The sequence below is a fragment of the Stieleria varia genome, assembly GCF_038443385.1.
GTDB lineage: Bacteria > Planctomycetota > Planctomycetia > Pirellulales > Pirellulaceae > Stieleria > Stieleria varia.
In genome coordinates this window covers 679,154-694,902 of the sequence record NZ_CP151726.1, presented here as the reverse complement: position 1 = coordinate 694,902, position 15,749 = coordinate 679,154, and the positions used below count along the sequence as shown (strand labels likewise).

At 56.5% G+C, this 15,749-nt stretch carries 6 protein-coding genes; 2 read left to right on the top strand and 4 right to left on the bottom strand.

Annotated elements, in window-relative coordinates:
• Positions 1–125: 125 nt before the first annotated feature.
• Positions 126–4,325, bottom strand: a complete 4,200-nt coding sequence (locus Pla52nx_RS02510; RefSeq protein WP_146518123.1) for a beta strand repeat-containing protein — start codon at positions 4,323–4,325, stop codon at positions 126–128.
• A 574-nt stretch (positions 4,326–4,899) separates the two neighbouring features.
• On the opposite strand from Pla52nx_RS02510, the gene Pla52nx_RS02505 reads away from it, so the two are divergent.
• Together Pla52nx_RS02505 and Pla52nx_RS02500 are read left to right on the top strand one after the other, a co-directional pair.
• A complete protein-coding gene (locus Pla52nx_RS02505; protein WP_146518122.1) occupies positions 4,900–5,892 on the top strand; it encodes a DUF4331 family protein in 993 nt (330 codons plus the stop codon).
• A 190-nt stretch (positions 5,893–6,082) separates the two neighbouring features.
• Complete coding sequence (locus tag Pla52nx_RS02500; RefSeq protein WP_342190328.1) at positions 6,083–7,357, top strand: tetratricopeptide repeat protein; 1,275 nt, start codon at positions 6,083–6,085, stop codon at positions 7,355–7,357.
• A 169-nt stretch (positions 7,358–7,526) separates the two neighbouring features.
• Here Pla52nx_RS02500 and Pla52nx_RS02495 read toward each other — a convergent pair whose 3' ends face one another.
• The 3 genes from Pla52nx_RS02495 to Pla52nx_RS02485 are packed head-to-tail and all read right to left on the bottom strand — an operon-like array spanning position 7,527 to position 15,720.
• Positions 7,527–9,935, bottom strand: a complete 2,409-nt coding sequence (locus Pla52nx_RS02495; RefSeq protein WP_146518120.1) for an Ig-like domain-containing protein — start codon at positions 9,933–9,935, stop codon at positions 7,527–7,529.
• Positions 9,936–9,943: 8 nt separating this feature from the next.
• Positions 9,944–12,343: an ABC transporter substrate-binding protein gene (locus Pla52nx_RS02490; RefSeq protein ID WP_146518119.1), complete on the bottom strand. Its 2,400-nt coding sequence runs from the start codon at positions 12,341–12,343 to the stop codon at positions 9,944–9,946.
• Between the two features lie 17 nt (positions 12,344–12,360).
• The gene (locus Pla52nx_RS02485) at positions 12,361–15,720 is read right to left on the bottom strand and encodes a PQQ-binding-like beta-propeller repeat protein (RefSeq protein WP_146518118.1); all 3,360 of its coding nucleotides are present in this window, start codon (positions 15,718–15,720) and stop codon (positions 12,361–12,363) included.
• Between the last annotated feature and the right edge of the window lie 29 nt (positions 15,721–15,749).

Here is a 15,749-nt window from a genome sequence, read left to right as displayed (position 1 = left end):
TTTCCGATCGCAGACATCTCAGTTGTTGGCCGTGCATCGTCTCGTTCTGGTCAGATTGGTAATGGAGAATGTGAACACGCCAGCGATGATGTCGCTGGCGTGCCTGAAAAGATCTGAGATCAGAGTTAGATCAGCATCGCAGATTCGATCTCAGAGAACTCAATGTCGGCGCGGTCAGCAAATGTGAAGCTCCCTGTACCGTCGCCATTATCATCGAGTGTCGCAGCAGAGGACGCTGCGGCAAGGACATTCAGAGTATCACCGGGTTCGGTGCTGGGATCTCCGCCCATGATCGCAAACACAGTATCGACGTTCGGCTGGACATTGAAGGTGTCCGCGCCGTCGCGACCATCAATGGCCAATCGACCAACGCCAGATGCTCGGACTACGACCCCACCGACTGCAATGCTGTTTCCGACCACATCAAATGTATCTGCACCTGATGTTCCATAGACGATGACATCGTTGCTGTAGCCGCTGAATTGATTTCGTTGGATGAAAGTCTCAGATCCGACGATGCCGATCGCATTGGTTCCCGAGGCAAACGAATTGTCGTGAATGTTGGCGGAGCCACCGACACTCAAGATATCGTCTCCCAAACCAGCATCCGAATTCTGTGAGAAGCTATTCTGCCCCGTCACGACGAGTGTCCCACCGTTATTGAAGATGGCGCCGCCGCCCTCGTCAGCGGCAATGCTGCCGCTGGCAACATTATTGGACAACGTTGATCCTTGGACGGTTAGCGTCCCCGTTCCATTCCACAGCCCGCCGCCTTCGGCGGATGCGGTGTTTCCCTCGATCACGACCGATTGAATCGTCGCGTCTCCGGAACCCGTAATGTGAAGTCCACCACCATTCCCAGGCGACGATCCGACCTCATTACTAGACAATGCTCCTCCTCGCACCACGATTCCAAGGCCGGCACCAGAGTTGTCTTCGATACCGCCGCCGGCACGATTCGCCGAGTTGCCGGTGATCGATACCGCATTGAAGACCATTCTGCCGCCTACATCATTCAGAACTCCGCCCCCGCTGCCCGATGTTCCATCCGCCACGTTGTCTGAGATGCTGCCACCGAAAAGAGTGATCACACCGCCAGAGTTGAACACACCGCCACCGCCTTGGTCCGATCCATTGCCGCTGGCGGTATTTCCGTCGATCATGTTTCGGAAAAGGTCCATGCGTCCCGTGCCATTCCACAGACCGCCACCTTCGCCGGACGCCACATTTTCGGTGATCATGGAGTCACTCACGGTGACAAATCCGCTTCCCGAAACATGCAGTCCAGCTCCATTTCCAGCGGTCGTGGGTGACGAAGACAATCCGAACACGCGGTTTTGACTGAGTGTTACTCCGATCAATTGAATCGCTTTCGTCGCGCTGACGTTCGACGCATCCTCAATTCCTCCACCGGCACGGTTCGCCAGATTGTTGGAAATAGTGGCGTCGCGAACCATGATCGTTCCGCCGGTGTTGTTGAAGATCGCGCCTCCACTGCCAGCGTCTCCATCTGCCTCGTTATTCATCAGGCTGCCGCCGATGATGGAGAGTGTTCCCCCATTGTTGAAAATCCCGCCGCCCCCATCATCGCTGCCCGCGCCGCTCGCAATATTGTCCAGGATGTCTGTGTTGGAGATCGACATTCTGCCCGTGCTGTTCCAAAGGCCACCTCCCTCCCGAGCAGCGGAGTTGCCCGCTACAGCTGAGTTCACGACGATCGTGTTTGCCGTTCCCGTTACATGCAGTCCGCCTCCGTTGATCCCTGCTGTGTTTCCGGATCCAGTTGCGCCCAGCGTGACATTCGAGAGAATGAACTGGCCGTCGACGATTTCAATTCCACCACCTGCTCTCGTCGCGCTGTTGCCGGTGATCGTGGTGTTGGAGACATTGACCGAGCCGTCCGTTGAAAAGATCCCGCCGCCGGACCCCAGGGTTCCATCCGCGTCGTTGTTGTTGATGCTCGCGTTTCGAACTTGAAGCGTCCCTCCGTTGTTGAAGATTCCTCCACCACCATCATCAGCCATAGCACCGCTGGCCACGTTGCCTTCTACCAGCGTCCCGTCCAGTCGCATCAGTCCGGTGCCGTTCCAAAGGCCTCCACCCTCGCGTGCAGCACTGTTGTTAATGACTTGCCCGCCCGTGATGAATACGCCACCCGCACCAGTGACATGGAGTCCACCACCGTTGCCGGGGTTGGCGACTGCGCCCTGTCCGATATCGACTCCGGCACTGTTCCCGTCAAGGATCACGTCTGTCAAAAAGAGACCAAAGTTCGGACCCGATGCATCCTCAATGCCCCCACCGGCTCGATTCGCTGTATTCGCTTCGAGGGTGGCACCAACAATTTGCACAACCCCACCAAGATTATTGAAGATGCCACCACCACTGCCGGACGCACCTGTGGCCGCGTTTCGTTGGATGTCTGTTCCGGCGTTGATCCTTAGAGTCCCACCGTTATTAAAGACACCACCACCGCCATCATCAGCGGCGGGACCGTTTGCGACGTTATCCACGATCGTGGCACCGTTGATCGTCATGACGCCCGTGTTGTTCCAGAGACCACCACCCTCACGCTGTGCCGTGTTGTTCTGTACCGTACCGCCGGTGATCGTCGAGTTACCGTTGCCACTGACGTGAACGCCACCGCCATTGATGCCCGCTGTATTGCCATCACTCGCATCAACGCCACCGATTTGGACGTTGGTCAGCATGAGAGTGGAGTCGATACTCTCGATGCCACCGCCCGCCCGTGCCGCCGCATTCGCGGAGACCACGCCTCCCATGACCGTCAAGCTGCCGCCCAGCGAGAGAATGCCGCCGCCATTGCCCAATCCATCGCTGGCGAAGTTTCCGGTCACGGTGGAGTCTGTGATCGAAACGATTCCTCCGTTATTGAAAATGCCGCCACCGCCATCGTCATTGGTCGCCCCGCCGTCCGGGTCCAATGCCTCATTCGCTTCGATCGTTGCACCATTGAGGATGATCAGTGAACCACCGTTGTTGAAGATGCCACCGCCACCTTGGGCGTCCCCCGCCGCACCGGCCGATTCGACAAAGTTGTTGACGATGGTCGTCCCATCGATCGTCATCGTGCCGCTGGCGTTCCACAGTCCGCCGCCTTCGCTACGCGCTTCATTTCCGTCAACCGTTCCACCAATCAGCGTCACGTCGGCGGAGCCAGTGATGTGGATTGCCCCGCCGTTGCCTGGCGCTGGCGTGTTGGCCGAGAGGCCGAGTCCATTGACATCGTTCTGAATGAGATTGGTGCTGTTCTGCAGCGTGATATCACCCTCGATGGCTTCGATTCCGCCGCCTGCCCGGTTGGCACTGTTGAAGCGAATGATCGATGCATCGATGGTGATCGTCCCGTCGATGCTCAGAATACCGCCACCGCTGCCAGCGGCCCCGTCTGCCTCATTGGAGTCAATGAGCACGTTGTCAATATCGAGGTCGCCCCCGTTATTAAAGATGCCGCCACCTCCGTCGTGGGACGCCGCTCCGCTGGCCACGTTGCCCGCGATGACGGTCCCGTCAATGGTCATCAGTCCATTCCCATTCCACAGTCCTCCACCCTCACGCGCCGCGACGTTATTGCTGACCGTACCGCCAGTGATTGTCACGTCGGCGTTTCCCGTAACATGCAAACCGCCACCATTGCCCGGAGCCGCAGTCGCAGCAGGTCCGACGCCGGCGTTGTTACCATCCAGAGCAACGTTGTCTAGCGTGACCGATTGATTGGACGCGTCCTCGATTCCACCGCCCGCCCGATTGGCGGTATTGTTGATGATCGAAGAATCCAGCACATTCAATATGCCGAGATTCAAAATACCGCCACCGCTGCCAGCGGCACCAGCCGCAGTATTTCCACTCAGCGTGACATCATTGAGACTCAATGTACCCGCAGTGAAAATGGCACCCCCATCACCCACGGAACTTGGTGCGGCGCCGCCCGTATCAGACGCCACACCACCGGTGATCGACAATCCGTTGAGCGATACCATGCCACCGGCGAGAATGTCAAATGCACGGTCCGACAGACCACTTGCGTCGATCACGGTGGAACCCGAGCCGGACCCGGTCAACGTCACCATATTGGCTTCCGTGATATCCAGGTCACCCGAGGCGGCGACGTCTTCCCCTGCCCCCGATAGCGTCAGGGCCAACGTTCCCACGGGCAACGTGATCGTATCGGCTTCTCCATTTGTATTGGACTGGATCACGGCTTCTCGCAGACTCGTCAGTCCGTCACCTGGATTCACCACATCGAGCAGTGTGTCGACCGTAATCGCCGCCAACAGATTCCGGTCTTCCAGTCCCTCAAGCATCAGACGACGCTTCCTCTTCATCCTCGTTTGCTGACGATCCTGATGGGCTGCGTGCTTCTGGTCACGAGATTCTTTCCGAGGATTCTTTGGAGTCATGGATGTTCAACGGGTTGGGAAGGGAGGGAGAGTCAGAGCAATCAGAGTCAGAGCAATCACTGTGTTGGAAACCGATGTTCCGATCGAGTGTTGCGGCAACGCTCTAGCAACTACGAGACCGCATTGGATTTGTGACACAGTTCTTGAGGAATTCCTTCGTTCCTACGACTGTTTCCACAGATCGCGTGGTCTCAGATGTTGGGTCCTGAATTGTTTAGCAATTCCCAGTGGCTTCTCATCGACCGCGCTGGTTGCTTGTAGTTCATCGGCCAACTCGCATATTTCCTGATTTTCAATGTCACAGAGCATCGCGAGGTGCGTAATTGCCACAACGTGGAGATGCCGACATCAATGAGCCTTCACGCTCTTGTGAAAGCTCGCTTCGGCGCACGGGATTGCCTGCCCAAAGGATTTCCTGAGCGTCAAACATCCACACTCCCGATTCATTTCCTTCACCATACAATCCCGAATCTGATCCATGAGTCTCTACAACCATCTTCGCTCTGTCTTCATTCCGCCGATTGCCGCGGGTACGTTGATGCTTCTCTTGATGACGAACGGTCATGTGCTCTTTGCCGCTGACCACCTCGACTCACCGTCCGTGACTGCTGATGGGTCATTGGATATCAACGATGTATACGCATTTCAGTCGCCAGCCAACCCGGCGAACACCGTGTTGATCGTGACGGTGAATCCCGGCGCCGGAATGATTAGCGGCACGGCCTTCAACAGCCGCAGCGTGTATGAGATCAACGTTGATAATACGGGCGATGCTATCGCCGACGTGCGGTACGACATCTACTTTACCCGTGTTCGCAACGGCAGCCAGACGATTCGTGTGTATCGAGAAAACGGTGCCTTGATTGCATCCGGCTCGACGGGGCAGACGATCTCGGTGACGGGAGGAGGGCAGGTGACAGCCAACCTCTTCGAGGATCCCTTCTTCTTTGACCTCAACGGATTCAACAACGGTTTTGCATTCACTGGCGATGACTTCTTTGCAGGTCTGAATGTCTCCGCAATCGTGTTGGAAGTACCTAGCACTGATTTAAACGGCGCATCGACCAACGTCGGTGTATGGGCACGTACTGTGAATGCCGGTTCTCAGTTCGATCGAATGGGCCGTCCTGCGATCAATACGGCGCTCATTTCGACAAACGCTCTGAAAGATCAATTCAACGCTTCATTGACGCAGAATGACCCACAGAACTTTGGTGCTGAGGTCGCGGCCAATATTACCGCACTCAGCAGCCCGGCAAACGCCGCTGCGTTGACACCAATCTTGTTGCCTGATGTTCTGACCTTTGACACTTCCAGCGCGGCAGGTTTCCTGAATGGCAGAAGGCTTGGCGATGATGTGATCGACGCCGAGCTGGGGCTGTTGACAGAAGGTGCGGTCACGACGGACATGGTGAACGAAAACGATGCAACGTTCCTGAATGTCTTTCCCTATCTTGCAGCACCCAATTGATCCTACGTCGTGAAACGCCACTGATTGGCAACGCAGATCATAAGTAACGCATTTCGTTGTGGACGAGGTCACGCGTTGCTGAAGAGCCACTTATCTGTTGCTCGATTGTGCCCCCAACCCATCTACAAAGTATCCCATGCATCCATCAGCAAACGTCGTAGCCATTGTCCTCGTACTTCTTTCCATCACGATGTCTGTGCGTCAGGCTGACGCCGAGCTGCAATCCGCTGTGAGCGACAAGGAATCAAAGCCAAAATTGGGGGAAATGGTGCCCATCGATCAGGCGATCGCGTTCTTCGAGAAAAGGATTCAGGGGAAGCCATCCGATGTTGCGAATCGAGTGGTGTTGGGAAGGCTGTATCTTCGGAAAGCGTCCGAGGAAGATGACCTGCCGTACTACTCCAAAGCGGAGAATGTCCTGGCGGAGGCGATGAACAACAATCAAGAGCATCTGCCAGCCAAGATCTATTACGCCAAAGCTCTAATGGCTCGACATGAATTCCAAAAGGCTTTGGCACTGGGGCAGACAGTTATCCGTCGACGGCCCGACAATGCCATCGCGTTGTCGATCGTCGGTGACTGCCAACTGGAACTGGGTCAATATGCCGAGGCGGAGCAGACCTATGAAACTCTCCTCGTCCGCGAGAAATCAGGTGGCACCATCGCCCGGCAGGCGCATCTGAAGGAAATCATGGGTGAGCCCGACGCTGCACTCCGACTCATGCGTGAGGCTGCCAGCGAGGCCAAGTCATCGGGTGCGATGGAAACCGATCTCGCATGGTATGACCTGCGAATCGCCGTGATGTTGCATAAAGCGGGCGACTGGAGCGAGGCTCAGAAGTTCTATGAGTTGGCGTTGGATCGACACGAACTCTACGGGCCGGCGATGTCCGGCCTAGCATCCTTGCATGCTGCTACTGGAGACTTTGATCGGTCGATCAAGTTATACCTCGAAGCAATCCGGGAGCATGGCGAGCCACCGATGATGTGGGGACTTGGCGATGTCTACACCGCCATGGGCGATGAAGAGCAAGCGTCCCATTGGTATCTGAAGACGGAGAAGGCAATGATGGAGGAAGCCGAGACTGCTGCTGCTGCGCACTTTCGAGAGGTTGCGAGATTCTATTGTGACACTGATCGTCATCTCGATAGAGCACTGGAACTGGCTCGTGAAGATTTAAACCTGCGACAAGATATCTATGCGCACGATCTGCTCGCTTGGGCACAGTTCAAGAATGAACAATTCGCTGATGCCGAAATAAGCGTTCAAAAGGCACTCCGCACAAACGTGCAAGACGCAGAAGTTCACTATCATGCCGGCAGGATTCGGGAAGCTCTCGGGAACCATCAGGAAGCGATGCAAGCTTACGACCAAGCTCTCAAGATCAATCCCAACTTCTCAGTGACGTTGGCAAACGATGCGAGAGACCGGCGCGATCGGTTGCGAACTGAGGCTGCGAACTGATCACTGATCGTCCCGGTTAGGTTCGCTGCAAAGCATTTTGACAATCCAAAATACGAGCACGAAGCGCAAGCAAGTGGATTTCGCGATTCACTCACTCGCTTGCGCTTCGTGCTGGTATGCCACGCACTTCGGCAAATAAACTGCGTCCCGGCATTCCCGGCATTGCCGGTTAGGGCGCATCGCCACCCGAGTTGGCGGTGTTGTCGAACTCGGGTTCTTCCTCGTCGTCGGGCGGCAACTTGCCGCCGTTCTTTTTGGCCCGCAGCAGCATTTCTTCGACGTCACGAAGATCTTTGGGGCTCAGTTGCTTGGTCAACATTTCTCGGGTGACCGAGAACATATTGTCCACCTTGGCCCGTTGATTGGGGTTGTCGATCACTTTCAGAAACGCGGGGAGTTTGAAACCCATGTCGTCGGCGAGCGTTTGGCTGGTGGGCTGTTCCCGCATCGCGATCACCAACTCTTCCGCTTCCGTCATTTGGCCTTTCTGCAGTCGCAACTTCACCCGTGCCGCGATCAGTTTTCGAATCGCGACCAAGTCGACGATCGCGTTCTGAACCCCGCGGATATATGCTTCGGCCTGCAACCGCATGTCATCGCCTATCAAGTCGGCGACTTCCACGGTTGTCAGCCCCGGGATCATGGGCAATCGGGCCAGAACCGCGCCCCCGTTCTTGACGTACATCAATCGCAGAGGGTCATCGTTCTTTTGGATTGAGATGCGACCGTCCCAGTCGGTTCGTCCCACGAACGTCATCGACTTGCTGGTCAATTCTCTTTCGTAGATCTCGTATCCGATCAAGGGGAAGTCTGGCTCTCCCTTGGCGTGCAATCTCAGCATCGTTGCATCCAAACGCGGATTCACCTTGAGTGCCATTTTATACGTGCGTTTGTTTTGGCGTCCTTGCAATCCGCCGGGGCGACCGGAATAGTACATCATCTTGACCACGCGTTTGCTGGCCTTGGTTTCGGCCGGTTCTTTGGTATCTTCCTCGCCGCTGTCTTTTTTGCCTCCGATCCAAACGGTGCCGACATCCGTGTTTCCGTAGCCATCGGAGACGGTGTATTGGAACGATGTTTGTCCCGTAAAGGCATCGCCTGGGGTGAAAGTGAACTCGCCCTTGTCCAGGTCCGTAAACAGGACGGTCCCGATCACACTCTCATCTTCTTCGCTGACCGTGATCTCGTGAACCCGGCCCAATGCAGCTCGCTCGACGTTGACGCGAACGACGCTGAGGGGATCGCCGGTATCCTCATCGGTGTCGTTGCTCAGGACTTCGCCTTTGATGAAAGGCTTACCATCGACCTTGAATTCGTCATCGTGAGCGACTGGATCTGCCACTCGCAACAGATAGGCCCAATCGAGCCGACCGACGATCAAGGGTTTTCCAGATCGATCATCCTTGCGCACCATCGGTTCCAAGACATCGCCCAAACGCACCAAACCGGGCGAATCGGAATCCAAGATCAATCCTGATGCTCGAATCAGTCCTTTGACGGAATCCTGCCCCGCCTCGTCGATGCGAACCACCGGCGAAAACACTTCGGTGATCGCGTGCCCCACTGCAAACGGCAGATCTTGCTTGTTCGTGAAGGGCACGCTCAGCGGCATGCCAAAAAAACGCATCAGGGTTTCCAGTTCGATTACCGAAACGTGGGGACGCGGGGTCGTGCTGGTGATCTGCACGATGTAGATCTTGTCGTAGTTGTCCACTGCCGTGGAAACCAGTTCTGCGATCGGCAACTCGATGAGTTTTGCCTTGGGTTTATCCAGTGTCAAAGCGAGTCCGCGTGGCAACAACAAACCTTGAGTGGCCGTATCGGTCCATCGCTGGCTGATGCCGATCAAGTCCGTCTCCAGTGGAACAAGATTGCCCTTCATCCCATCCAGGTCCGGGTGTCCGGCAAGGTCGCCTCGACGGAGCGTATCGGCGATCAATCCAGAGGTGCTTGGGATTCGCTTGACGTATTCGCCCAGGTCTCGCGCGACCCGAATGCGAATGATGTCTTTGTCGTCACGTTTGACAGCGACGACTGGGTCGGACGCGGAAATCGTGTCATAGGTCAATGACGAAAGGCCGCGTGTAGCCGCAGCGCGAATCGTCGGCGGGGCATTCTCGATGGTGAGTCTCCACATGGAGGAAAAGTCACGATCGAGATAGTTAGATAACGGCGTTTGGAGAGTTTCCGCACTGATGCCCGGGTCGTCCGAAGCGATCCAAACCAAAACTTTGTACGGAGAAAAGTCCCATGGCTCTTCGTCGACCTCCTCTTCATCGCTCTCCTCATCCGCATCGGTGTCCGCAGATACGTTCGGCCTGGAGGGCGATGCCTGATCGGCAGCAGGTGAAGGAGTGGACTGCGTCGCTGATTGGCTCGTCGCTGATTGGCTGACACCTGATGGCGGCTGAGTGGAAACAGATGGAGTATCCGGCGTTGACGACTGGCTGGTCGCGTCCGCCGCATCCTCGGCAACTGCAACCGATGCCGCCGCGATTGAGATCACCGCGAACATCAGCAGGGCCAAGGCGGTCCAGTGAGTACCGAATGAGTTTCGAGCATCTTTGTGTTTGGTCATCATCAATCTCAATCTCGTCGCCAGTTTTCAGCGTTTTGATACAGCGACACGATCCCCGTACCGACACCCGTCAGGTCTTTTCGGTAGGCGTAGGAGTCGATCATTTGCCACAGTGGAATGATTGGCAACTCATGGTGGGCGATGTCATGCAAAACAAGCAATCGGTCACGAACCTCCTTCCAATTCCTTGCTTCCTCCAAGCGACGCAATCCCAATCCGATCATCTGATTTTCGCTTCGTGCCAATCCGCTCGGGCCGAGCAATCGACGCGCATCCAAAATCGGTTCCCAGACCGCTGCGGAAACGTACACGATGTCCGCCGTGTCAGGATCTGGGTAGGAACGGCCGATGGGCAACTGAACCAACTCAACCGGTAAACCGATCAATTCCCATTGTGCACGAATGGCTTCGCATGCAACTCGTGAAAGGTTGTCCGCAGGAAACGCCAAACGGATCGGCGTCATTTTGGGGACCGTGTCCCCTTTTCGTTTGGCTTCATTTTCCATCAGCGATCGATTGAGCTCCACCAACAACTGCGCCAGGCTGGGCTCGTAGCGGCGAGCAACGATTGACGTGTCGTACGCGTATCCCAAGGGATCGTCAAAGTCGATGCCTGCGGGGAACGGCCCCGAAACGACCTGGCAGCCTGGGATCTCCTTGCCCTCGAGCAACTCGCCCTTGAGGATATCCTCTCGATTGGTGGCGTAGACCAACGCGCGTCGAAAGTTTGATTCGGCGACAAAGGGATGGTCGCTGCACGGAACCAACATGTGAATCGTGGGCAGCGGGTACGTCGCCACCGCGATATCGCGGCTTCGCTTCAACCGAATCGCGTCGGCGGGGAAAAGTTGGTCCAGCATATCGATCTCGCCACTGAGCAACTTGCTGACCGCTTCGGATCCCGATCCACATCGCACCTCGACGATTTCACGCGGCTTGGTATTGTCCTTGCCGACTTTCTCAAGCGCTTTGTCGGCCAACACAAACCTGGTCAAGTTGCCTTCCGTGATGTCGAGGCGGTAATCGCCCGTGGTCGATCCCGGTTTCCCGCCGAACCAACTGCCATCGACATTGATTTGCATCAGGCAAGTCGGCAACACATTGGGGCGACGCAGGACGCAGCGAATTTGACTAGCGCCGTCGATACCGATGCCCGAAACAGCCGCCGCCCACGGTGAAAAGTACTCATCGCTGCCCGGTGTGGCACGCTTGGCAAGCCGGTCGGCCAAGAAGTGAGACTCGATTTTATTCAGAGGATCGGGCAGCTTGGCCAGCTCCAAATTCAAGTCGAGTGTTTGTTGGTCGGCACTGATCTCGGTGTCACCAAAGATGAAGTTGTACTGTCCGCCCTCAGGACCGGCGCTCTGCATTTCGAACAGGGTGCGATACAGCAGGCGACCTGCGCGACGTGAAGCCCAGTTGTCCAGGCGAATCGGATCAAAGACGGTTGCCGACTGCAGAACACCGACATTGATCAGGGGATAGATCGTGTCGATTCGCTCGATCAGCTCTTTGCCACCAGGGATGTCCGGCGTCAGGTAAACACTTTCACGAGCGAAAAGACGTGCGTCTCGAAAACGCTCTTCCTTGAGCGCCAGCAGTGCGGCATCTCGTTTCTCCTCTGCCATCCGCAGGAATTCTTTGGTCCACGTTTCCACGGACGCCAATCGTACGTTGGAGTATTCCCCGCGTAGTCGCGCCAACAGTTGTTGAGCCTCGGCCAACTTGCCTTCTTGGACCATGGCTGTCATCAACGAATTGGTGGTGGCGCCGATGGCACCCACGACGGTGGATCGTTTGTAGTCCGGAGCGTAACGCCGCAGTTCCTCCAGCATCGCCAACGATTCGGCGCGTTGGCCGTTCTTGGCTCGCTGAATCGCATTGTTCCACAGGAAATCGCTACGCAGTTCCCTGAGGCCGGGGCGAGTGGGGTAATCGCGGATCAGAATCGACAAGAAAGGATAAGCGCCGGCAAAATCACCTGCGGCGATCTTTTCTGCGGTTTCACGTTCCAAGCGTTTTTCCCAAAAATCGATCCGTTCGATCTCGTTCCACTTGGTCGCAAAGTCCTCCGTCTCGATTCCGACGATGTTGTACTTCAGGGAGCCGTTGGGCGTTCCAGGCATCTCGCGAACCGGCAACAGGCGAGCCTTGACCCAGCCGCCTTTGGCTTTCTCCGTGAAGTAAATGATGTCGTGCGGTTCCTCTTGCAGCAGCTCCAACCCCATCTCAGGGGGCGAGCCCGTTTGCGCATAAGTGATCGCCTGTGCCGACGCAACTGTTTCGGGTGTGGCTAGCCAGACAATGATCGACAGTGTTGCCCAGCAAATGGTGGTCCAGCCGATGGCATTGAATCGGCAGCCTGATAGTAGGCAGCCTGACAGTAGGCGGCCTGTCGTGCGGTTCATTGGTGGAAACAGCCTCATCAGTTGGCCTCCGGCAACGAGACCACATACACCACGCCTTCTTCGCCCGGCACCAGCAAGCTGTTCTTGATCATCAGCGGTGTTGCAAAGAAGGGTTGTCCAACGTCCTGTTGATGAACGATCTTGCCGTCGGTCGGGTCGATCAGGTTCACCCAACCGTTCTGTCCGATCAACACCCAATTGGAACCGTGAGCAACAGGCTCGCCGACCGGCTTACCCTTTGGCATCTGGACACTGAATCGGACTTTGCCATCCACGGTGATGCCACGCAACATGTTGTCGGCGGTCATCACCATTGCGATGTCACCGGCGGCGACCGGCCCCCAGGTGACTCGACCGTCCAACAGCACTCGGAATTTTTCTTTCAGGCCATTCATTTCGTAACCGACCATGAAGTCGGCTGCCGGTCCGCTGGTCGCACCGATGAACACATTACCGACACCGGCGACGGTTCCCAGTAAAGGTGTTTCGATCTCGCCGCTGGCCAAGTCATTGATCCGATCGCCGACTCGCAGTCGATAGATTCCCTTGCGGCTATCGGCAATCACTACTTGATCGGGGTCCTCGGGAAAGCGAACGGGGTTCGTCCAAGTGACTTTGCCCACCGGATCACTGACAGGTTGAAACGGACTGCCCAGGGGCGCGCCGGTCAAGAAATTCATGACCACGGCACGTCCCGAATCGAGAGGCAGGAACAAGCCACCGCCGGCGATCATTCCGCCTCCGTTGGGTGATCCGTCTGGCAGGTTCAGCGACACCAGTCGCAGTTTTTCCTGAGGGCGGCTGGGGTCATAAACGATGACCTGTTGACCAGATTCTTGGTTGACCAGGGCGACTCGATTTTCGTCGATGTCCAGCGGATCTTCGAATCGCATCGTGATCCCTTCGGCACCTCGATTTTCCAGTGGCGGTCGTGTCGCCCCTGTTTTCAATGCTTCGGCATCTAATTCGAACAAGGCGGCTTGGCTGGTCAGTGCGTGAACACCGGCCGGTGCACGGCGGAGCATCACGATCGATGCTCCCACGTCATTCCGCCAGATTTCTTTGCCGGTGACGGGGTCAACGGCCGTCACTCGTAGACCGGACGTGCCCCGTTGGACGCGTGCGTGGACGAGCGTTTCGTCACTGGCAAAGGGTTGCCCGATGAACGTGTCCCCCTCGTGTTTGAGCCAGTCGGCGACGACGCGTTCTTTATTGATCTGCAACTCGTAGCGACCGATTCGAGTACCGGTGATCCACATTTGGCTCCGTCCGACCGCCATCTGGGTCAGCGTGGGGGTGTCGTAGGAGGCCACTTGCTTGGCGACGACAGAGACTTGCTCCGAGGTCGCGGTGGGTTCGACGTCGAAAACGGAGACCTGACCGCGATCGGTCAACACGATGACGCGACGTTGTTGGGTGATGATCGGCGGCACAATGACGTTGCCCGTCATTCGCACCGGATCTTGGGCCTTGCGGATCTCGTCGCCCTGTTCGTTCACGCCCAGGATGTGCACGAGGCAAAAATCAGCTCCCCGGTTCTCGACGACAAAAACGTGTCCCAGCAGCGGCACCGGTGGAACGGCAATCGTTCCCGCAGCGTGTCCCAAGTAATAGCTGTCGGTACACTGACCGTTCTTGCTGTTGAGCACGTACACGTTGCTGTGATCGCCGGGCAGATAGCAGCGACCGAGTTTGCCGTCGACGCCGGGCGCCACGTCAGTGTTCTGAGGAATCTGCTGAGCCCACTTGGCATCGCCGGTGATGGCATCGATCGCAATCAATCGACCCTTTTGCGTCGTGACATAAATGTCGTCGCGTTCGACCTCGGGTTGATTGAAGGGTTCTCCGATCACCGACCGCCACTGCAACTTGCCGTCGAATCCGTCGCAACGTTCGATTTGGTAGTGAGTCGATTCGCTCAGCAGTACCCCGACGCCGCCTTCGAGACGGACCGGCGAATGGTTGCGTCCGCTGCCGACATAGCGACGCCACAGCAGCGTGCCGTCCTCACCTTTGAAACCGAGCACCGATCCCTTGCTGCGCAGGAACAGGACTTCGTCTCTCAAGTCTGAGGCGCGTCCACCACTGCGAGCGGTCAGCACCATCGTGCGTGGTTGTTCGACTTCCTCGGCGGTTTCTGACTTGGGAACACTGCCAGCGGGCTCCACCAATGTTTTTTGAATATCGCTAGCTGTCCCGATCAACTTGACCAATCGTTCATTGTCGGCCAGTTCGGGGAAGTCACGCAGGAGTTCAAATCGGATGTCGTAGGCGTCCTTGGTTTTCTTTTCATCCAACAACGTCGTCATTTGGTCCACGGCGGAGTCCAATCGGATGTTCCGATTAATGTCCCGTTCCACTCGTTTTTGAGATTCCTCGATCGCAGCCAAACGTCCTGCCAAAGCGGTACGCATGGTCGAGGTGACGTAAGCGCCGTTTTGAGTGAGTTCCATCTGCTCATCAAGTTTGCCAAGCAACGTTTCCTTCTCGCTGGTGATGGTCGCTTCATCGGCCGCGTTGGCAATGTTCTCAGCAATGTCGACCAACAATCCGGCGAGATTATTGCGTTGATCATTGAGTCCCTCTTCGCTCTCGATTTTTGGCAGGATTTCTTTGGCGAGTTCCAGCCCACGAGTCGGGTCGCTCATGCCTTTGGCGCGAAAGAGCTCCGACATGGCGATGTTGGTGCGGGCACGACTGGAGTACTGGTTGCTCTGGCCGAAACGATCCAAGAATTCTTCGTAGCGTTCTTGAGCCGCCGTGTAGTTCTGTTGCGTGTAGAGTTTGTCGCCCAGTGCGATGTGATCATCCGCACTGCCCCGACTGAGCAAGAACCAGAGACCGCCGCCGACGAGCACGAGGAATCCAATGATGAACACATAGCCGTAAATTTTGAACGAGTCCCACTGGGACTTTTCGTCGTCGGCTTTCTTGACTCGGCTTCGTGGCCGCTCGGGTCGGTCTCCACCGCCCCCATTGACCGGTACGGCTTCCACAGGCATCGCTTCCACCGCGACGGCTTCCACGGGCATCGCATCCACTGCGAACGCTTCCACGGGGACGGCATCCATGGCGTCGTCGTCCACCATCACCTCGACGACTTCTCCATCGAGCGAATCGTCGGCGATACCTAAATCATCCACCGCAGTGACTTCGACGACTTCCGCGTCACCGGCGTATTCGCCACTGCGCAGTTCACCGATCAGCTTGGTGGCCTGGAATCGAGTCAGTTGGCCGTTGTCGACCAACAGCTTCGCAACCGCTTCGGGTGTGACCCTCGCGCCTCCTTGATCGAGTTGTTCGCGAAGTGCCTCGATGATTTCCTGATCAAGCAGACCCCGGCGTTCGAGTTGATCAATCAGTTCGTTGGCAAGCATATGAAAATTGAGTTGTCGTTAAATTGAAA